Origin of the sequence: Janthinobacterium lyxosi (assembly GCF_051380665.1) — a bacterium.
Classification (GTDB): domain Bacteria; phylum Pseudomonadota; class Gammaproteobacteria; order Burkholderiales; family Burkholderiaceae_D; genus Janthinobacterium.
Window position 1 is genome coordinate 132,226 of the sequence record NZ_JBNYXM010000003.1, and the last position, 20,380, is coordinate 152,605.

Consider the following 20,380-nt stretch of genomic DNA (forward strand, 5'->3'; position numbering starts at 1 on the left):
AATGATAATGATTATCATTTATTAAGTCAATACATGGGCGCCCCGCCAGGCCAGCGTTTTGTAACAGTTTTGAAACAAAGCACCCCCACTACGTAAGCTGCCGTACAGAGCCGCGTGCAGCACCCGCCTATGCTGTTGTTCAGGACAACCATCAAGGGAGCACCCCAATGCAATCGTATTCCAGCGAACAACTGGCCAGTATCGCGGCCAAGATCAAGGACGTCAAATTCGGCATGCTGACCACCAGCGACGACATGCGCACCCTCACCAGCCGGCCCCTGACGCAGCAGCAAGTCGACAACGCAGGGCAAATCTGGTTTTTTGTCTCGGACGAGGCCGCCTACACGCGCGATTTTCTGAACAATCCGCAAGTCAATGTCAGCTTTGTCGACACGGGCGACAGCCTGTATGTGTCCGTCTGCGGCCATGCGCAGCTGCTGAAGGACCGCGCCAAGGCGGAAGAGCTGTGGAATCCGCTGACGAAAGCCTGGTTCCCGGGCGGGCTCGACGATCCGAAGCTGTCGCTGATCAAGGTGACGATCCAGTCGGCCGAGTATTGGGACAGCAGCGCCAGCAAGATGATGCAATTCTATGAAATGGCCAAGGCCGCCATCACGGGCGAGCCACCGAAAGACCTGGGTGAACACGGCCGGGTCGACCTGTAGCAGGGCTGCCATATTTTACCCGGGTGTTATTGACTTTTAATTTGACCCGGGTAAAATTGCGTGCATCGTCACTCACTGGAGGCAAGACATGCACGCACCCACCCAACTCACCGCCTTTTCGGGCCCACACAAAGTTGCCGCCGGCACATTGCATGCGGTGGCGCAAACACTGCATGAATTGGTGACGCGCGATCCCGATGCGCAAATCCTGATTTTCGACGATGCCAGCGGCAGCCAGGTCGACCTGAACCTGCGCGGTAGCCTGGCTGACGTGCTGCAGCGCCTGCCACGCGAACCCGCGCCGGCGCCAGCGCCGCAGGAAGACGCGCCCCCGCCCGCACGCATGCCGGGCCGCCCGAAGCTGGGCGTGGTGGCGCGCGAAATCACCCTGCTGCCGCGTCACTGGGAATGGCTGGCGACGCAGCCGGGCGGCGCCTCCGTGGCCTTGCGCAAACTGGTGGAACACGCACAGCGCGGCAACAAGGCGCACGACGAGCAGCGCCAGGCGCGCGAAGCGACCTATAAAGTCATGAACGCGCTGGCGGGCGATGCGCCCGGCTTCGAGGAAGCCAGCCGCGCCCTGTTCGCCGGCAAGCAGCCTGCGTTCCTGGCATGCGTGCAGGAATGGCCAGCCGACGTGCGCGAACACGTCTTGCAGCTGGCCCAGCGGGCATGGGCCGAGCGTGAAGAAAGCTAGGCGACCCGGTCATACGCCCGTGCTGCCCGTGGTGTCGGGGGCATTGTCGGCGCTCTGCCGGCTCTGCCCTGCGGAGCCGGACTGATGATGGGGCAAGCGGTCGGCGCGCCGCACTTCGCCGATGGAAAACAGATCGTCGCCAATATCGAGTCCTTGCTCGCTATCGACCAGTACAAAGCTCTCGGCCGACTCCGCCGTGCTTTGTTTGCTGCCTGCCGTGGACGGCGTGCCGCCCTGGCTATTGCCGGACTGCGGCGTAGTGGCGTTGCCCATCATCTTCTCCCTGGTCGTGCGTGCGAGTTGATTGCAAATTGACTGCGAATTGGCCGTGACCGGCGCAGTTATTTCATCATAGTCCATGCCTGCTGCATTGCATCAAAATTTTGCGGCTGGCTGAAAAGCGACGCGACTGGCCAGCGGCAATGCGCGATTCCCGCCGGCCAGGCGTGCCTTGCTAGCGCTTCCGCTTACTTGTTGCGCGAACCGGACGAGCCCGTCCCTGAACCGGTACCGCCGCTTTGCTTGTTGCCACTGTCGCGGTTGCCATCCTGCTTCATGCCGGAATTCTCACGCGCACCGCTGGAACTGGTGGCACTTTGCCGGCTGGCATCGTTTTTGTGGCTTTGGCTGCCTGCGCGGCGCGCTTCTTCCGACGTGAATTCATGCGCCGTGCCCTTTTCATGCGCGGCACGTCCACCTTCACTGGCGATTTCGCGCTGCTGGGCGGGGTCCATGGAAGCGAAGCCACGCTTGCTGGTATCGCTTTGCTTGCTGGTATCGCTTTGCTTGTTGCCGCCGCTGCTACTGCTGCTACCGGCTTTACTGCCTTGCTGTTTATTGTCGCTCGATGTGGCCATGATGATCTCCTTGATCGATGAATCAGAAAACAGTGCAAACCATGCAATTCTTCCCCCTCGCACGGCAAGGGAAGCCTCATCTTAGTGCGCACATGGGGCGCAAGTAATAGGAGGATGGCAAGCGCGCATGTAGGATGAGTCCCGCCCATGGTGGCACAGTTACTTTCAGTTTTCCACCAAAAGTACCAAACACTCAGCAGTTAGCGGGTATCGGGAAAATCGCCGCATCCGCCGTCACGTACACGCGCTCGCCAGCGGCCGGCTGCACCGCATGGCCACCCGTAAAGGCGCCAAACGAGGGAAGGATGGCGCGCTGCCGGCCCAGCAGGAAACATGGCAGGCGCAAGCCGTTCCTGTCCGCGCGCAGGTGAAACACGGGGTGCACGTGGCCCGCCAGCACATAGCCGGGCGCGACGGTGTCCGGGTGATGGCAGAACGACAGCTTGCCCACCTGGTGCGGCTCATTCACCATGCTGATGCCCAGCGCGGCGGCCGGATCTCCCGCATGCGCATCGTGGTTGCCGCGCACCACCGTCAGGCGCACGTCCGCATGGCGCATTCGCCAGGCCAGCATGGCCGCCACGGTGGCGTCCGCATGCGCGGCGCGCGCGTGCAGGAAGTCGCCGAGAAAGACGATTTCCTCGCAAACATGGCTGACCAGCAAGGCGTCCAGCGCCAGCAAGTTTTGCGTGGTGGTGCCACGCGGCACGGGCACGCCCAGCGCGCGGAAGGCGGCCGCCTTGCCGAAATGGATGTCGGCAATAATCAGCATCTTGCGCGCCGGCCAATACACGGCCTTGTGCGCCAGCAGCCACACCAGCTCGCCAGCCAGTTCCACCACGCAATGCGCTGGGCGCTGGCCGTTCATGCTGCCGCCTTTTCCAGCGCGCTCACCAGGCGCGCCACCCGGTCCGACAGTTTTTCCGTCGTCAGCTGTTCGCGGAAACGCTCGACCATCAGGCCGAAGGCAAACGGCGAGGCTCGCTCCAACGGTTGCAGTGCAATCTTCCGTCCATGCAGTTCGCGCAAGGTGACGCGCAAACGCGTCAGTTCCAGTTCCTGTTCCAGCACTTCGCGCTGCGCCTGCGTGAGCAGCAAATTGGCCGCGTCGTGCTTGCGGAACACTTCAAAGAATAGCGAGGACGACGCCTGCAGCTGGCGTGCGCTTTTCGGCTGTCCCGGATAGCCCTGGAACACGAGGCCGGCGATGCGGGCGATTTCGCGGAAGCGCCGCTGCGACAATTCCGTCGAGTTCAGGCTGGCCAGCACGTCTTCCAGCAAGTGTTCCGTACCGAACAGGGCCAACCCCGCGCCCGTATCCGAGTCGAACAGGGGCGAAAAATCAAGCTCGCTGGCACCCAGCAATTCAAAGCCGTAATCGTTGACAGCGATCGACAAGGTTGCCGGTTGCACGCGCGCGATGCGGTAGGCCAGCAAGGAGGCCAGGCCCAGGTGCACCGAGCGGCCCGCGAACGGATACACGAACAGGTGATGACCTTCGCGGCTGGACAAGGTTTCCACCAGCACACTGGCGCGCGTGGGCAGGCTGGACCATGTCTGCTGGATGGCCAGCAGCGGCGCCAGCGCGTGCATTTCCGGCCCGCTGGCCCGGCCCTCTTGCGCCAGCTGCAACTGGTCCAGCACGGCATGCGCCAATTCCGACGACAGCGGCATCTTGCCGCCCTGCCAGCGCGGCACGGCGCCGCGGCTGCCTGTTGCGCGCCGCACATACGCCGTCATCTCGTGCACGCGCACGAATTCCAGGATGCGCCCGCCAAACAAAAAATGGTCGCCCTGCTTCAGGCGCGCAATGAACGATTCCTCGATGCTGCCGATGCGGGCGCCGCCCAGGAACTTGACCTGAATCGCCGCTTCCGAGACGATGGTACCGATGCTCATGCGGTGGCGCCGCGCCAGGGCCGCATCCGGCACGCGGTACACGCCCTCCTCATCGGGCAGCACGCGCCGGTATTCCGGATACACGCTCAGGCTTTGCCCGCCGCGCGCGACGAAATCGAGCGCCCATTGCCACTCGTCTGGCGTCAGGTGGCGGTAGGACCAGGCGGCGCGCACTTCCGCATACAGCGCCGGCGATGCAAAACCGCCGCCCAGAGCGATCGTCACCAGGTGCTGCACCAGCACATCGAGCGGCTTGTCCGGCACGGGGCGCGCTTCCAGGTGGCCCTGCGCCAAGGCAGCGCGGGCAGCCGCCGCTTCCAGCAGTTCCAGGCTGTTGGTCGGCACCAGGGTGACACGCGAAATGCGTCCCGGCGCGTGGCCGCTGCGCCCGGCCCGCTGCACCAGCCGGGCGATGCCCTTCGCGCTGCCCACCTGCAGCACCCGTTCGACGGGCAGGAAATCGACGCCCAGGTCCAGGCTGGAGGTGCACACGACGGCTTTCAGTTCGCCCGTTTTCAGATGCTGCTCGACCCACTCGCGCACTTCGCGGTCCAGCGAACCGTGGTGCAGGGCGATCAGGCCCGCCCAGTCGGGGCGCGCATCGAGCAGGTGCTGGTACCACAGCTCGGCCTGCGAACGCGTATTCGTAAACACCAGGGTGGTGGCGCTGCCCTCGATCTCGGCGATCAGGGGCTGCAGCATCTGGATGCCCAAATGCCCGCCCCAGGGAAAGCGCGTGGGGTTGACGGGTATCAGGCTGTCGACGAGGATGCGCTTCTTGACCTTGCCTTCCACCAGCACGCCGGCGTTTTCCTCGCCCAGCAAGACGTCCTGCGCCTGCTGCAAGTTGCCCAGGGTGGCCGACAAGCCCCACGTCATCAATGTTCCATGCCAGCGACGCAAGCGGGCCAGCGCCAGCTGCACCTGCACGCCGCGCTTGCTGCCCATCAATTCATGCCACTCGTCGACGATCACCGTTTCCAGCAGGCTGAAGCGTTCCAGGGCATCCACCTGACTCAGCATCAGGGACAGGCTTTCCGGCGTCGTGACGAGCACCTCGGGCCAGGCTTTCGCCTGCCGCGCCCGCTGCGCGGCGCTGGTATCGCCCGTGCGCGCCTCGATGCGCCAGCCGGGAGCGAGCTCCGCGCCAGAAGCTTGCAGGGCGCGCACGGTGTCGGCCGCCAGCGCCCGCATGGGCGTGATCCACAGCACGCGCAAGCCCTGCTTGCGCCCCTTGCGCGCCAGCCGCTCGGCGCGCAGCAAGGCGCCGAACCAGACGGCATACGTCTTGCCGGACCCCGTGCTGGCATGCAGCAAGCCGGATTTTCCCTGCGCGGCAGCCCGCCAGACGGCGCGCTGAAACGGAAACACGGACCAGCCGCGCCCGGCAAACCAGGCATCGATGCGCTGCGCCAGCGGGCTTTTTCTCATCGCTTGCTCATGGATCGTCCTTCATGCGGCGGTCGCCAGCATGGCCTTCAAGGTGGCCAGTGTGTCCGCGTCGGCGATGGCCTTGTCTTCACGCCGGCGCAGGATGCGGGGAAAGCGCACGGCGATGCCCGCCTTGTGGCGACTGGAGGCGGCGATGCCTTCGAAACCGATCTCGAACACCATGGTCGGCTTGACGCTGCGCACGGGGCCGAATTTTTCGATCGTGGTCTTGCGGATGGCGGCGTCGACTTGCGCGATTTCGGCATCCGTCAAGCCCGAATACGCCTTGGCGAAGGGCACCAGCTTGCGCTCTTCACCATGCTCGCCATCCCACACGGCGAACGTGTAGTCCGTGTACAGCGACGCGCGCCGGCCATGGCCCGCCTGGGCGTAGATCAGCACGGCGTCGATGGCATACGGGTCGACCTTCCATTTCCACCAGATGCCCACGTCTTTCGTGCGGCCCACGCCATATGCAGCGGCGGCGGCCTTGAGCATCAGGCCTTCCACGCCGCGCGCCCGCGATTCCGCGCGGATGGCCGCCAGCGCATCCCAGCTATCGGCGGCGATGCGCGGCGACAGCCGCAGCGCGGGAGAAGCCACGCGGGCCACCACGGTTTCCAGCAGCGCGCGCCGTTCCAGCTGGGGCAGCTGGCGGACATCCACGCCATCCATTTCCAGCACATCGTAGGCCACGAGCACGGTCGGCAATTCGGCCAGCAACTTGGGCAGCAGTTTGGCAGGCAGCGTCTTGCGCCCCATGCGTTGTTGCAAATCAGCAAATGGCGCCGGCACCTCGCCTGGCTGCCAGACGAGGATTTCGCCATCGAGCACCGTGCCCTCGGGCAAGGCCAGCTGCGCCAGTTCAGGAAAACGCTCCGTGATCAATTCCTCGCCGCGCGACCACAGCCAGTTGACGCCATCGCGACGCAGCAGCTGGGCGCGCATGCCGTCGTATTTCCATTCGACCAGCCAATCGGCAAGGTCGCCCAGTGTCTCCGGCGGCGCCTGCAAGGGGTGCGCCAGGAAGAAGGGGTAAGGCTGGCCGCCGCGCAGCGCATGTTCGTCCTCCGACTGCGCGCCGGTCAGCTTGAGGAAGCCCGCGCCCGTGGGGCTGACCTTGCCATCGGTCCAGCCCATCAGGCGTTGCGCGATCCGCTTGCTGTCGACGGCGGCAATGGACGCCAGCGCGCGCGTCACCAGCAGTTTGGACACGCCCACGCGAAAACCGCCGCCGATCAGCTTGATCAATAGAAAACGTTCGCGCGTTTCCAGCTCGTCCCAGTACGCCAGCAGCGCGGCGCGGATGGCGTCGGGCGCCGCGCCGCGCAAAGGCGCGATGCGCCGCTCGACCCACTCGGCCAGGCCGATGTCGCTGCGCCTGGCGGGCACGGGCAGGATCAGGGCGATGGTTTCGGCCAGGTCGCCCACGGCGTGATAGGCCTCGTCAAACAGCCAGGCATCGAGACCGGCACGTTCGGTCGCGTATTCGCGCAGCAACTTGGTGGGCACGGCCTGGCGCGGCTTGCCGCCGGCCAGGAAATACACGGCCCAGGCAGCATTCTCGGGCGAGGCACCCCGAAAATAGGCTTGCAGCGCCGCCAGTTTGCGGCTGGTGGACGTGGTTTCATCGAGTTCCGCGTACAGCCGGGCAAATTCACGCATGGCTGACGTCCCCCGCCGCCGTGGAAGCACCAGGCGCACTGTCATCTGCTTCGCCATCGCCATACTCTGTCTCGAAGCCGCCCGCCTGCCAGCCACTCTGCTGCAGCCAGCGCACCATCACGGGTATCGAACCGTGCGTGACGATGATGCGTTCGGCCTGCGTGGCCTTGATGGCTTGCATCAGGCCCGGCCAGTCGGCATGGTCGGACAGGACAAAACCCCGGTCCACGCCGCGCCGCCGGCGCGCGCCGCGCAGCAACATCCAGCCGCTGGCAAACGCATCGCTGTAGTCGCCGAAGCGCTTCATCCACGGCGAACCGGCGGCCGACGGCGGCGCGATCACCATGGCCGTCTTCAGGGCCGCCTTGTCGTTGGCATCGCCCACCATCACGGTGACGGGCAAGGCCACGCCGGACTCGCGGTAGACCTGCGTCAAGGCCTGCGCCGCGCCGTGGCAGATAATGGGGCCGATGCTGGCGTCCAGACCCGCCAGGATGCGCTGCGCCTTGCCAAAGGCATAGCAGAACAGCACGCTGGTGCGCCCTTCGGCCGCATTCCTGCGCCACCATTGGTTGATCTCGTCATGGATTTCCTGCGGCGCCTGCCAGCGGTAGATGGGCAGGCCGAATGTCGATTCCGTGATAAACGTGTCGCAGCGCACAGGCTCGAACGGTGCGCAAGTAGGGTCAGGCTGCAACTTGTAGTCGCCGGATGCTACCCACACTGCGCCGCCGTGCTGCATGCGCACCTGGGCAGAACCGAGCACGTGGCCGGCCGGATGCAGCGAAACCTGTACGCCGTGGTGTTCGAGGGTCTCGCCATACGCGAGACCCTGGATGGAAACAGCACCCAGACGCGCCTGCAGCACCTTGACGCCGTCGCTGGCGCACAGGTAATGCCGGTGGCCCACGCGCGCATGGTCGGCATGCGCATGCGTGATGATGGCGCGTTCGACGGGGCGCCACGGGTCGATGTAGAACTGCCCCGGCACGCAATACAAGCCTTCCTTGCGCACCACTACCATGTCCGCCATGCCCAGCCCCCTACGTTAAAAAAACCGCGTTGGAATGGGCTGATTCTAGCGCTCTTGCGCTCGATCACTGTTCGACAGCGCACAATGGATTCAAGCCGGTGCGACAAACTCGGCCATGAAGGTGCGCGTGGCGTTTTCCGGAAACGCAATCGTGACCTGGTCGCCTGCCACCAACAGCACGGTGCCGATCTGGTAACGGGGCACGCGCACGCGGCTGCCCACGGCGAGCAGGGGAGCCGGCGCTTGGACAGGCGCAGGCGGCAACTCGTCCAAGGTGATGGGCGCGGCCAGCGCGGGCGGCGACTGGCAATTGTCGCAAGTACAACAGCGCTCGAAATCGTCCGCATCGCCAAAATACTCGAGCAGCAATTTCCAGCGACAAAAGCCGCTTTGCGCATACGCCACCATCTGCTCGAGCGCCTGCTTGTCGCGCTCCTGCTTGTCGACATAGGTCTGCGCCAGCTGCGCATACGAAGGCGTGGCGGCCGAGGGCGCTTTCAAGCTGTAGCCCAGCTTGCGGTCCTGGCGCAGCCACTTGCCGTCTTTCAACAGTTTCAGGCAGACCTTCAAGTGGCCGTCGGAAAACTCGGGCAGGCTGGACGCCAGCGCAGCGAACGCAAACGTGGCTGGCAACTCTTGCGCCGCCGCCACGATGACGGCCAATTCCCCGTCCGTGGGGTAATGCTTCGCCAGAAAGAACTGCTGCACCCGCTTGTCTTGCTGGAAGTACAGCAAGGTACAGTCGGCGGCCAAGCCATCGCGCCCCGCCCGGCCCGATTCCTGGTAGTACGCTTCCAGGTTGGCCGGTACCTGCAAATGGATCACGAAGCGCGTGTCGGGCTTGTCGATGCCCATGCCGAACGCATTGGTGGCCACCATGATGCGGCGTTCGCCGCCCATGAACAAGTCCTGGTGGAGCTGGCGCTCGCGCGCCGCCAGCTTGCCGTGGTAGCACGTGACGCTCTCGCCCACTTCCTCCAGCCGCGCCGTCAGATCCTCGACGGCCTTGACAGTGGCCGCATACACGATGCCCACGCCGGCCGTCTCGCGTAGCAGACGCAAGACTTCATCCTGTTTTTCTCCGGCATTCGTGACCTGGATCACGCGGTAGCGCAAATTGGCGCGGTAGATGCCCGTATTGATGACCTGCAGCTTGCGCGCTTCCAGTTGCGCGTCGATATCGGCCATTACTTCCCCGGTGGCCGTGGCCGTCAGCGCCAGCACGGGCGGGCGGCCCAGCGCACGCAGGGCGGCGGCAATTTCCAGGTAGGCTGGACGGAAGTCGTGGCCCCACTGGGAAATGCAATGGGCTTCATCGATGACGACCAGGCTGGGCGGCGCGGCGCCCAGCAGGGACAGGAACGCGGGATTGGTGAGACGTTCCGGTGTGCAAAAGATGATGAGCCGGCCTCCCTGGACCATGCGGGCGATGGCGGCGTCTTCTTCGGCGCGCGACAGGCTGCTGTTGAGCTGCACGGCCGTGATGCCCAGCTGCTGCAGCTTTTCCAGCTGGTCTTTCATCAGCGAGATCAGCGGCGATACCACCAGGGTGGCGCCGGGCAGCAGGGCGGCGGGTAGCTGGTAGCACAGCGACTTGCCGCTGCCGGTGGGCATGATGGCCAGGGTGTCGCGCCCGGCCAGCACGCTGTCGATGACTTCCTGCTGGCCCGTGCGCAGCCGCGCCACGCCAAATACGCAGCGCAGCAGGCGCTGGATCTTGCGCTGGCGGGCGCTGCCCGACTCTTGCGTTGCGGAAGTGGTGGTCATCATGGTGGTCCGGTCCCTGACATGCCGGCGCCAGCCGCCAGCTTGCCCTCATTTTACGGCCGGGCCCGGCGCACCGCCATAGGACGGCTGCTACAGCCCGCGTAGGACTTCACGAAGCGAACAGGATGGCCCAGAACAGCATCAGCAAGCCGGCAATCGACACGCACCACACCAGCGTGCGCACGACCGGTACGCCAAACGCGTACAGCGGCAGGTAGAGCACGCGGGCGGCCAGGTACAGGGCCGCACCGTACAGTGTCAGTGCGCTTTCCTGCGCCGTCACGTGGGCGATCAGTACGGCGGCGGCGAACAGGGGCAGGGTTTCAAACAGGTTCGCCTGGGCCCGCTGCAAGCGGCCCGTGATCTTGCCCACGGGCGGCCCGTCGCCGTCGCGTGCGCTCACGTTATACGCCGTGCCAGTTTCGCGCGTGCGGAATAGCGCGGGCAACAGGATTTGCACCAGCGCCAGCACCAGAGTACAGCCTAGCATGGTCAGTTCAGGAGTCATGTGTGCCTCTGCAGGGTGAGACAGGCAAGCCGTGCCGGCGCGCGCCCGTCAGGGTTGGTCAAGTGCTGCTTGCAACTCCGTCAAATCATAGGGCTTGCGCAAGACACTGGCGGAAAAGCCCAGTTCATCCATCGATTCCTTGCCATAGCCGGTGGAAAAGATGATGCGCATGTCCGGTTTCTCGCGCAGCACCATGCGTGCCAGCGCGATGCCGGACATGCCTGGCAGGCTGACATCGGTAAACAGGATATCGAAGTCTTGCTCGTTGAGCAATTGCCACGCCGCCTCGCCATCGGAGACGCCGCTGACCGTGTGGCCCAGCATGCCCACCAGCTCGCACACCATCAACTGGGAATCGAGATTGTCTTCCACCACGAGAATTTTCATCGATGTCGGCATGTCACCCTGCGGTACCAAAGCATGGCCCGTCAAGTCCAGCCCCGGCGTACCGCCTCCCAGCACGCTGGCCGCAAGGCTGCCGGCCGCCGGAGTGCCTGCCAGCGGCGCACCGGACCGTTCAAACTGGCGCGCCCGCATTTGCTGCTGGCGGTTGGCCAGCACATGACGCAGCTTGCGTGCCAGCTCTTCGCGCCGGTACGGCTTGCTGAGCAATTCCACCCCCGCGTCGAGCCTGCCCTCATGCACGATGATGTCTTGCGCATAGCCCGAGGTAAACAGTACGGCGATATCGGGCTGCAACGCGCGCGCCTGGCGCGCCATCTCCGTGCTGCTGACGGGGCCCGGCATGATTACGTCCGTAAACAGCAAGTCGATCTGCGCGCCGCTGTGCAGCACGGCCAGCGCGCTTTCGCCATCTTCTGCCTTGAGCACCGTATAGCCGAGCGCACCGAGCATGTCGACCACGGTGGTGCGCACGCCCACGTCGTCTTCCACCACCAGCACCGTTTCCGTACCGCCCGTGACGACGCCACTCAATTCCAGTTCCTCGTCCGCTTCGGCCATCAGGGAACGGGGCAAATAGATTTTGACTCCCGTGCCCACGCCAGGTTCACTGTAAATGCGAATATGGCCGCGGCTTTGCGTCACGAAGCCGTACGCCATCGACAGGCCCAGGCCCGTGCCCGTGCCTTCCGGCTTGGTGGTGAAAAACGGCTCGAACGCGCGCTGCAGCACGGACCCGCTCATGCCGCGGCCCGTGTCCGTCACCGACAGCATCACATACTGGCCCGCCGGCACATCGACCAGCTTGTGCACATACTGCTCGTCGAGCACCACATTGCCCAGCTCGATGGTCAGCTTGCCCACGCCATCCATGGCGTCGCGCGCATTGATGGCCAGGTTGAGGATGACGTTTTCGATCTGGCTGCGGTCGACCAGGGTATTCCACAGTCCGCCGCCGCCCACCAGCACGATATCGATCGCTTCGCCCAGGGCGCGCCGCAGCAGCGCATCCATGTTGCGCACCACGCGCGCCAGGTCGGCCACCACGGGTTGCAAGGGCTGGCGCCGCGCAAACGCCAGCAGGTGCGACGACAGCTTGGCGCCCCGCTCGACGGCGGCAATCGCCGTGTCCAGGCGCTGGCGCATCACGCCATCCGTGCCCGCCAGGTGCTGCAGCAAATGCAAATTGCCGGAGATAATTTGCAGCACATTGTTAAAGTCGTGTGCGATGCCGCCCGTCAACTGGCCCACGGCTTCCATCTTCTGCGCCTGGCGCAAGGCATCCTCGGCCTTGGTGCGCTCACCCACCTCCTGTTCGACACGGTGTTCCAGCGTTTCGTTCAATTCATGCAGCGCCTTTTCCACGCGGCGCCGCTCCGTGATGTCGGTCTTGACGGCGATCAGGGAGCGCGCCTGTCCCTGCTCGTCCAGCAGACGGCTGACATTGCTCGACACCCACACTTGCGAGCCATCGGGCTTCAGGTAGCGCTTTTCCAGCGAGAACGATTCGCCCGTTTCCACCAGGCGCTGGAACAGCACACTGTTGCCAGGCACGTCCGCCGGATGCATGATGTCGTTCATGTTCAGGCTCAGCAGTTCTTCTGCGGAACGCCCCAGCATGCAGCACAGGGCGCCGTTGACGCGCTGGAAACGGCCATCGAGGCCCAGCTCGGACAAACCCACCGAGGCCTGGCCGAAAATGGCCGCCATGCGCTCCTGGCTGGCGCTGAGTTCATCCTCGATCTGGCGCCGCTCCGTGACGTCGAACGACACGCCCACGTAGCGGCGCTGGCCCGGCACGCGGCCGGCCACCACCTCGCCCTGGCGCGCGATCCAGCGCAGCGCGCCATCGGCGGGGCGGCGGATGCGGTACTCCGCATATTCGAGGGGATTTTGCGCCAGGTCAAGCTTGCTGGGCCCCACCTTTTGCTGGTCGCGCGCATCGACCAGGCTCACCAGCAAGCGTTCCGTCACTTCCTCCTCGTCGGCAATGCCCCACAGGCGGCGGAACATGGGCGACACCAGCATCGCGCCCGTCTCGGGGAACCATTCGAAGGTGCCGATGCCGCCCGCCTGCTGGGCCAGGCGCAGCCGTTCCTCGCCTTCCATGCGCTCGGTGACATCGATGCCCTCGACCAGGATGCCCGTGACCACGCCCTCGTCATCCTTGATGGGCTGGTACACGAAGTCGATCTGGCGCTGGCCCGTCTGCCCGTCCGCCGTCTGCAAATCCACCTTCACCTGGCGCCCTTCGAAGGGCTCGCCTGTGCGATAGACCTGGTCGAGCAGTTCGATGAAGCCCTGCGCCTTGACTTCAGGCAAGGCCGATTCGACAGTCTTGCCCAGTAAATCGCGGTGGCCCACCAGGCGCAGATAATGTTCATTCGCCAGTTCGAACACGTGCTGCGGCCCGCGCAGCAGGGCCATGAAGCTGGGCGCCTGCTGGAACAGGGCGCGCAGCAGCGCGCGTTCCTCGCCCAGCCGGCGGTTAGCCGCGCGCACGGCCTCGCTCTCCATCTGCAAGGTGGTGTTGAGTTCGCCCAGCTCGGCCGTGGCCAGCTTCAGCTGACGCCCCTCTTCCATGCGCGCCGTCAATTCGAGCGCCGTGCACAGCACGCCGTCCACCTGGCCGTCGGCGCCATGCACGGGTGTGTAAAACAGGTCGAAACAGACGTCCGTGCGCTGTCCGTCGCGCAACAGCGGCAAACAGCATTCGCGGTACACCTGCGTCTCGCCACGCAATCCCGCTTCGAGGATGCGCGCGTTCCAGTCCCATATTTCGGGCCAGACGGCGGGTACCGTGCCGCCCAGCGCCGCAGGATGGCGCGCCCCGGCGATCTGGATGTAGTCATCGTTGTAAATCATGACGTGCTGCGGGCCCCACATCAGCACCATCGCCATCGGCGAATTGAGCACGATGTCGACGCTGGTGCGCAAATGGGCAGGCCAGCCATCGAGTGCGCCCAGGCTGGTGGCGGACCAGTCGCGCCGGCGCACCAGCTCGCCCATGCTGCCGCCGCCGCGCGGCCAGGCTGGCGCGCTCATGTTGCCACTCCCGCTTGCACGCGCACCTGGCACTGGCGCGGGATGCGCACGGTCGCCACCGTTCCCTGCGTGGCCGTGGAACTGAGCTTGACCGTACCGCCGTGGGCCTTGACGAACATGTTCACCGTGTACAGGCCCAGTCCCAGGCCCTGCCCCGTCCTGCGCTTTTCGCCCGCCTGCCGGAAAGGCTCGAACAGGGTCGGCAGCAAGGCGGCGGGGATGACGCCACGATTGGCGATGCGCAATTCAATGCTGTCGGCGTCGCGTCCGTCCAAGGCCAGTTGCACCGGCATGCCCGCCTCGCCATGCGTGAGGGCATTGCATAACAGATTCGAGATGACTTGCGACAGCAAGCCCGCATCGCATTGCCCGTGCAACTCGCCGGCACTGCTGAGCTCGACAAGCGGGGCCTGGCCCGCCGTCTCGCATTCCTCGACGATGGCGCGCGCCAGCGCCAGGTAGTCGTGCGTGCTGCTGCGCAACTCCATCGTGCCGGAACGGATGCGCGCCAGGTCCAGCAGCTGGTCGACCATGCGCGCCATGCGCTTGGCGCTGCTTTCGATGCGCTGCGCCGTGACGATCACCTTCGGGTGGTCGCTCATCATCGGCAACAGCATGGCGCCGTTCATCACCACTGACAAAGGGGTGCGCAAATCGTGGCCCAGCACCGCCGTGAACAGTTCATTGAGGTGCAGCGCATGCTTGAGTTCATCGAGCTGGGCCGACAGTTCACGCTTTTGCTGGTACAGCTGCACCAGCACCGCCACCTTGCTTTGCAAGGCTTTCACGTCGATGGGCTTGTAGAGAAAATCGACGGCGCCCGCCTCGTAGCCACGGAAGCTGTAGCTCGGTTCGCGCGACGCGGCCGTGAGGAAGATCAGGGGAATGCTGCGCGTGCGTTCGCTGCCGCGTATCAGCTCGGCCAGTTCAAAACCATCCATCTGCGGCATTTGCACGTCGATCAGGGCCAGTGCGACCTCATGCGTCAACAGCAATTCCAGCGCTTGCGCGCCCGAGCTTGCCTTCAGGATGACAATACCAGGCCGTGCCAGCACGGCTTCGGCGGCGACCAGGTTTTGCGCGATGTCGTCAACGACGAGGATATGGATAGGTGCAGTCACGGAGTCATCTTCAGGCATCGCAACGGCAAGATGCCATCGTGTTTCGATACGGATATAAATATTGTTTCAGTTTTCACATATATTACACGCACTGCCCCACTCCCATTCACTTGTGTTCGTCATCGCCAAGCAAGGCCAGGCTGGCGGCCATCTGCGGCAAATCAAGCACGCGGTCGGCGCCGGCCAGCTTGAGCGCGGCGGCCGGCATGATGCCACAACTGGCCCGTTGCGGGTCTTGCACCCAGGCGCTGCCGCCCAGTTGCCGCACGCGCGCCAGTCCCGCCGCGCCGTCGGCCGAGGCACCCGTCAGGATGATGGCCAGCATGGCGCGCCGGTAGGCGTGCGCGGCCGTTTCCAGCAGGACATCGATGGACGGGCGCGAAAAATACACGGGCGCTTCCTGCGACAGGGAAAAACAGCCATCGGGTTCGACTTGCAGGTGGTAGTCGGGTGGGGCGAAATACACGACCCCCGCCTCCAGCGGTTCCTTGTCCTGAGCCTCGTGCAAGGGCAGCGCGCAGCGCGCCGCATACAGCTGCGGCAGCTGGCTGGAGCGGCCCGGCGCCAGGTGCAGCACCACCACCACGGTCGCGCCGCAGGTGGCGGGCAAGGCGCGCAGCACGACGCCCAGCGCCTCCACGCCGCCGGCCGAGGCGCCGATGGCGATCAGGCGCAGGCCGGCAGGCGGTGGCGCCACGTCGCAGGTCGGCAGCATGTCAGGCCCGCTGGAAAATGCGTACAGCCGGGCTCAGCTCGTCAAAGCTGGCCGCATGGCGGCTGAAATGCAGGCTTTCCTTCATGCCCAGGCCCAGGAAGCCCCGGTTCACCAGCGCTTCGTGGAACAGGCCCAGGCTGCGGTCTTGCAAGTCTTTATTGAAGTAAATCATGACGTTACGGCAGGAAACCATGTGCACCTCCGAAAACACACTGTCCGTTGCCAGGCTATGGTCGGCAAAGACGAACTGGCGCCGCAAACGCCGCTCAAAGATGGCGCCCTTGTAGGCGGCCGTGTAATAGTCGGACAAGGAGCGCTTGCCGCCCGCCAGTTGGTAATTCTCGCTGAACTGGGCAATGCGCTCGATCGGATAGATGCCCGCTTCGGCGGCGGCCAGCGCCTCGACATTGATGTCGGTCGCATAAATCATGCTGCGCTCGAGCAAACCTTCCTCTTCCAGCAAGATGCCCAGCGACCACACCTCTTCGCCGCTGCTGCAGCCGGCCACCCAGATCTTGATGGAGGGATAGGTATGCAGGACGGGCACGACTTTTTCGCGCAAGGCGCGGAAATAGGCAGGATCGCGGAACATTTCGCTCACTTGCACTGTAAAGAACTGCAGCATCTGCGCGAACATGGCCGGTTCGTGCAAGATGCGGTCCTGCAACTGCGACAGGCTGGCGCAGCCGAAGCGCTGCATGGCCTGGCGCATGCGCCGGCGCAACGACGCCACCGAATAATCGCGGAAATCGTGCTGATATCTCAACAAGATTCCCTCAAGCAATAACTTCAGTTCTATGTCGAAAATATCATCATCTAGCAATTTGACATCCATCCTTCTATCCATGCTGCATCCCCCAGCCCCACAGTGCCGCGCGCGTGCTTGGAGCCAGCCGGAATGCTAGCAGATCGTCGGCGATTATCCCGCAGGGAAAGCGTCAGTTAGGTACGCTGGCGTACACTCGGCTCATCTTTTTCAGGCATCCACGCCCTTCATGCCCTCCGCCGTATAACGCGCGCCCGCCGCCATGCCCAAGGGAAAGGCGGCGTTCATCGCCGCCAGTTCGGCCGCGTCCAGCTGCACAACCAGCGCGCCGAGGTTGTCGTGCAGATAGGCGATGCGCTTGGTGCCGGGAATGGGGATGATGTCGTCGCCTTGCGCCAGCAGCCAGGCCAGCGCCAGCTGGGCCGGCGTGCAGCCTTTTGCGCGCGCGAGGCCCTTGACCTGCGCCACGATGGCCTGGTTGCGCTTCAGGTTATCGGCCGCGAAACGGGGGTTGAACTGGCGAAAATCCCCTGCGTCGAGGCTGGCCGCATCGGCAATGGCGCCCGTCAGGAAACCCCGGCCCAGCGGGCTGTAGGCAAAGAAACTGGCACCCACATCGCGGCAGGCGTCCAGCACGCCCTGCTCCGGCTCGCGCGTCCACAGCGAGTACTCGCTCTGCACGGCGGCCACGGGGCAGAGCGCCGCCGCGCGCCGCAAGGTGGCGGCACTCACTTCACACAGGCCCACGGCGCGGATCTTGCCCTCTTGCCGCAATTGCGCCAGCGCCCCCATCGAGTCTTCCAGCGGCGTATCGAGGTTCAGGCGGTGCAGGTAAAACAGGTCGATGGCCTCCACGCCCAGGCGCGCCAGCGACGCTACGCAAGCCTGGCGGATGGTGGCGGGGGAGTTGTCGACGCGACGCGCATAACTGCCCGCCTCGCGCGCCAGGCCACACTTGGTGGCGACCAGGGCCTGGCCGCGATGGCCGGCCAGAAAGCGCCCCAGCAATTGCTCATTGTGGCCAAAGCCATAGGCGTCGGCCGTGTCGAACAGGGTCACGCCCGCCGCCAGGGCCGCTTCCAGCGTGGCCAGCGACTGCGCCTCGTCCGTGGCGCCATAGAATTCCGACATGCCCATGCAGCCCAGGCCCAATGCCGAGCTGTGCAAGCCGCTATGGCCGATGCGTCGTTGTTGCAGTTGCATGTTGATCTCCCTCAGTGTCAATGCGGCCAGTCTGGGCTGAACCAGCTGGCAAGGGAATGCGCAATTTCGTGATACCTTTCTGGTATGAGAGCCCTCGATACCCATGCCTTGACGCTGTTTTGCGCCGTCGCCCGCTGCCTGAATTTCCGCCAGGCAGCGGAACAATTGCACATGACCCAGCCGCCCCTGTCGCGCGCCATCAAGGTGCTGGAAGACAGGCTGGGCACGCGATTGTTTGAGCGCGACACGCAGGGCGTGGCCCTGACGCAGGCGGGCCGCACCCTGCTGCCGCAGGCGCTGCACATCCTCGATTTGCTGGCGGCGGCGCAACAATCGCTGCAGCGAGACAGCGCGCCCGCGCGCCTGCGCCTGGGCCTGACCAGTTCCGTGGCGGCAGGCCTGTTCCGCCCGCTGCTGACGGCGCTGGAGGGGCAACTGGGCAATGTCCGGCTGGAACTGACGGCGGCGCCCTCGCCGCGTCTGGTGGCTGGCGTGCGCAAGGGCCAGCTCGATGCGGCCTTGCTCGCCCTGCCCAGCGCCACCTTCGAGCTGGCCGTACAGCCTCTGGCGCGCCAGCCCATGATGCTGGCCCTGCCCGCCGGGCACCGGCTGGCGAAGAAGCGCAAGCTCAGCCTGTTTGATATCGCGGCAGAACCGATTTACTGGTTCGAACGGGCGCGCCAGCCCGCCTTCTTCGACCATTGCCAGCAGGTGTTTCGCCGGCATGGTTTCGCGCCCGTCTTCCTGCGCGAAGCGCCCGACCACCATGTGCTGCTCGGCGATGTGGCGGCCGGCAAGGGCATGGCGCTGCTGGCCGACTCGTTCCGCGCGCTGCGCCTGGCTGGCGTGGCCTACCGGCCATTGCAGGAGGGTGAGGAATTGGCGGCCGGCATCGGCCTGGCCTGGCAGGCCGACCACGGCCATGCGGCCCTGCCCCTGCTGCGCCAATTGGCGGCGGAACATTTGCACAGCTGAAGGCCCGCCCTCCGAGAATTACTTAATTGCCCGCCTTGACGGCGATGAATTCGCCCTTGCCGACAGTCGCCAGGCACGCCGTGTAGCGGCTGTCGGCGCGGATGGCGTCAAGGAATCGCGCCATGTCCGCGTAGTGCGAACTGGCGTTGTCGACCACCAGCACGCCGCCGGCCGCCAGCGCCCGGTCCAGCTGCGGCCACCATTGTTCGTACTGCTGGCGCGCGGAATCGAGAAAGATGAAATCGTAGGCGCCATCCGCCGCATCGCGCAGCACGTCGCCCGCGTCCGCCAGCAACTGCTTGACCACACCCTGCAATTGCGCGCGCACAAAGTTGGCATGCGCCATGTCGAACTTGTCCTGCGCTTTTTCCACCGTCACCACGCTGCCGCCCAGCGCCTGCGCCGCGCGCGCCAGCCACAGGGTGGAATAACCGTTCGAGGTGCCGATTTCCAGCACCCGGCGCGCGCCGCGCGCATGCACCAGCACGGCCAGCAATTCGCCCGTGTCGCGCGTAATGTTGAGCATGCGGCTGGCGCGTTCCGCGTGCGCCGCATCGTTGCTGCTACCGAATGCTTCGAGTTCGCTCAACAGGGTATCGATGCTGTGCATGCCGTCTCCTTGTTCAAAGCATCAGCATAGCAAAAAAACTAGGCGCTGGCGCGGCGGCGCAAGGGGCGCTTCAGGGTTTGCACCATCACCACGCCCAGCAGGGTTACGCCGCCGCCGATCACATCGTAGCTATGCAAGGTTTCACCCAGGAACAGCATGGCGATGATGACCGTGAACACGGGCAATAGATTCATCAATGTCGTCGCGCGGCTGGGTCCCAGCTTGGCCAGGCCGTGCATCCACAAGAACGGCGCGATGATGGAAGCGGGGATGCCCGCAAACAAGACCAGCGGCAAGCCGGCACTGGTGACGGGCGGAGCGGACTGGCTCAGGTAATACACGAACAGCACGGGCACGGCGCACCAGACCTGGATCAGCAGGGAGTGCCAGTTATTCAGGGGAATCTTCCAGCGCTTGAGCAGCACGCCATAGCCCGCATACGACAGGCAGGCCAGCAGCATCAGGGCGTCGCCCACAGCCGCGCCATGGGCGATCAGGGCGGCAGGGTCGCCATGGCTGAGCAGGTAGCCGAGCCCCAGCAGCGACACCAGGCCGCCAAACACGCCGCCCACGGTAGGCGCCTCTTTCAATAACAGCACGGACAGGCCTACGGCCAGCAGCGGCATCAGCGATGCCAGGATGCCCATGTTGGTGGCCGTCGTCGTTTGCGCGGCGATGTACGCCAGGCATTGGTACATGACCATGCCCAACATGCCCAGCACAAATAGTTTCCCAAGATACGGTTTCACCACGACCCGCTGCTTCCACACGGCGCGCCCAAACACGAGCGCCAGCAGCACCCCGGCCAGCAACCAGCGGTAAAACGAGATGGCGGCCGGCTCGATCACGCCCACGGTCATCTTGCTGACGATGGTATTGATGGCCCAGATCAGCACGGCGATCACGGGAAACAGATAATGCTTGGGTTTCATGCAAGAACTCCATTATTCAATGAGCGCCATTTTCGCATGGTCCGATTCCATGGATATAATGCAGACCGGACAAACGATGCGAAGAACAG

18 protein-coding genes are annotated in these 20,380 nt (G+C 64.8%); 3 read left to right on the forward strand and 15 right to left on the reverse strand.

Features of this window, described 5'->3' with window-relative positions; genetic code table 11:
- Nucleotides 1–167: 167 nt before the first annotated feature.
- Both ACQ4WP_RS03965 and ACQ4WP_RS03970 read left to right on the forward strand, forming a co-directional pair.
- Nucleotides 168–665 (forward strand): pyridoxamine 5'-phosphate oxidase family protein, encoded by a 498-nt coding sequence (locus ACQ4WP_RS03965; RefSeq protein WP_436518774.1) that lies wholly within the window; start codon nucleotides 168–170, stop codon nucleotides 663–665.
- 88 nt (nucleotides 666–753) lie between these two features.
- A complete protein-coding gene (locus ACQ4WP_RS03970; RefSeq protein ID WP_436518775.1) occupies nucleotides 754–1,362 on the forward strand; it encodes a DUF2239 family protein in 609 nt (202 codons plus the stop codon).
- A gap of 9 nt (nucleotides 1,363–1,371) precedes the next feature.
- Here ACQ4WP_RS03970 and ACQ4WP_RS03975 read toward each other — a convergent pair whose 3' ends face one another.
- The 13 genes from ACQ4WP_RS03975 to ACQ4WP_RS04035 form a co-directional block, all read right to left on the reverse strand.
- Nucleotides 1,372–1,635 (reverse strand): hypothetical protein, encoded by a 264-nt coding sequence (locus tag ACQ4WP_RS03975; RefSeq protein WP_436518776.1) that lies wholly within the window; start codon nucleotides 1,633–1,635, stop codon nucleotides 1,372–1,374.
- A 194-nt stretch (nucleotides 1,636–1,829) separates the two neighbouring features.
- Nucleotides 1,830–2,219, reverse strand: coding sequence for a KGG domain-containing protein (locus ACQ4WP_RS03980; RefSeq protein WP_436518777.1), 390 nt, complete (start codon nucleotides 2,217–2,219; stop codon nucleotides 1,830–1,832).
- Nucleotides 2,220–2,412: 193 nt separating this feature from the next.
- On the reverse strand, nucleotides 2,413–3,087 hold the full coding sequence (gene pdeM / locus ACQ4WP_RS03985) for a ligase-associated DNA damage response endonuclease PdeM (RefSeq protein WP_436518778.1): 675 nt from the start codon (nucleotides 3,085–3,087) through the stop codon (nucleotides 2,413–2,415).
- Nucleotides 3,084–5,549 (reverse strand): ligase-associated DNA damage response DEXH box helicase, encoded by a 2,466-nt coding sequence (locus ACQ4WP_RS03990; protein ID WP_436518779.1) that lies wholly within the window; start codon nucleotides 5,547–5,549, stop codon nucleotides 3,084–3,086. The genes pdeM and ACQ4WP_RS03990 overlap by 4 nt, the downstream gene beginning before the upstream one ends.
- A gap of 21 nt (nucleotides 5,550–5,570) precedes the next feature.
- Nucleotides 5,571–7,214 carry an ATP-dependent DNA ligase gene (locus ACQ4WP_RS03995; RefSeq protein WP_436518780.1) on the reverse strand — a complete coding sequence of 548 codons (1,644 nt, stop codon included), beginning with the start codon at nucleotides 7,212–7,214 and terminating at the stop codon, nucleotides 5,571–5,573.
- Entirely contained in the window at nucleotides 7,207–8,247 is a 1,041-nt protein-coding gene (locus ACQ4WP_RS04000; RefSeq protein WP_436518781.1) for a ligase-associated DNA damage response exonuclease, read from the reverse strand. The genes ACQ4WP_RS03995 and ACQ4WP_RS04000 overlap by 8 nt, the downstream gene beginning before the upstream one ends.
- Nucleotides 8,248–8,337: 90 nt before the next feature.
- Nucleotides 8,338–10,017 (reverse strand): RecQ family ATP-dependent DNA helicase, encoded by a 1,680-nt coding sequence (locus ACQ4WP_RS04005; protein WP_436518782.1) that lies wholly within the window; start codon nucleotides 10,015–10,017, stop codon nucleotides 8,338–8,340.
- Between the two features lie 106 nt (nucleotides 10,018–10,123).
- Nucleotides 10,124–10,522, reverse strand: a complete 399-nt coding sequence (locus ACQ4WP_RS04010) for an MAPEG family protein (protein WP_099762835.1) — start codon at nucleotides 10,520–10,522, stop codon at nucleotides 10,124–10,126.
- Between the two features lie 48 nt (nucleotides 10,523–10,570).
- Nucleotides 10,571–13,969: a hybrid sensor histidine kinase/response regulator gene (locus ACQ4WP_RS04015; RefSeq protein WP_436518783.1), complete on the reverse strand. Its 3,399-nt coding sequence runs from the start codon at nucleotides 13,967–13,969 to the stop codon at nucleotides 10,571–10,573.
- Nucleotides 13,966–15,090, reverse strand: a complete 1,125-nt coding sequence (locus ACQ4WP_RS04020; protein WP_436518784.1) for a hybrid sensor histidine kinase/response regulator — start codon at nucleotides 15,088–15,090, stop codon at nucleotides 13,966–13,968. Before ACQ4WP_RS04020 ends, ACQ4WP_RS04015 begins: the two co-directional genes overlap by 4 nt.
- 106 nt (nucleotides 15,091–15,196) lie before the next feature.
- Complete coding sequence (locus ACQ4WP_RS04025) at nucleotides 15,197–15,805, reverse strand: chemotaxis protein CheB (protein ID WP_436518785.1); 609 nt, start codon at nucleotides 15,803–15,805, stop codon at nucleotides 15,197–15,199.
- A gap of 1 nt (nucleotide 15,806) precedes the next feature.
- On the reverse strand, nucleotides 15,807–16,640 hold the full coding sequence (locus ACQ4WP_RS04030; protein WP_436518786.1) for a CheR family methyltransferase: 834 nt from the start codon (nucleotides 16,638–16,640) through the stop codon (nucleotides 15,807–15,809).
- Nucleotides 16,641–16,781: 141 nt separating this feature from the next.
- Nucleotides 16,782–17,774 (reverse strand): aldo/keto reductase, encoded by a 993-nt coding sequence (locus ACQ4WP_RS04035; protein ID WP_436518787.1) that lies wholly within the window; start codon nucleotides 17,772–17,774, stop codon nucleotides 16,782–16,784.
- Nucleotides 17,775–17,858: 84 nt separating this feature from the next.
- Between ACQ4WP_RS04035 and ACQ4WP_RS04040 the strand changes: the two genes are divergently transcribed.
- Entirely contained in the window at nucleotides 17,859–18,749 is an 891-nt protein-coding gene (locus ACQ4WP_RS04040; RefSeq protein ID WP_436518788.1) for a LysR family transcriptional regulator, read from the forward strand.
- Nucleotides 18,750–18,771: 22 nt separating this feature from the next.
- Here ACQ4WP_RS04040 and ACQ4WP_RS04045 read toward each other — a convergent pair whose 3' ends face one another.
- Nucleotides 18,772–19,359 (reverse strand): O-methyltransferase, encoded by a 588-nt coding sequence (locus tag ACQ4WP_RS04045; protein ID WP_436518789.1) that lies wholly within the window; start codon nucleotides 19,357–19,359, stop codon nucleotides 18,772–18,774.
- A 38-nt stretch (nucleotides 19,360–19,397) separates the two neighbouring features.
- On the reverse strand, nucleotides 19,398–20,291 hold the full coding sequence (locus ACQ4WP_RS04050) for a DMT family transporter (protein ID WP_436518790.1): 894 nt from the start codon (nucleotides 20,289–20,291) through the stop codon (nucleotides 19,398–19,400).
- Between the last annotated feature and the right edge of the window lie 89 nt (nucleotides 20,292–20,380).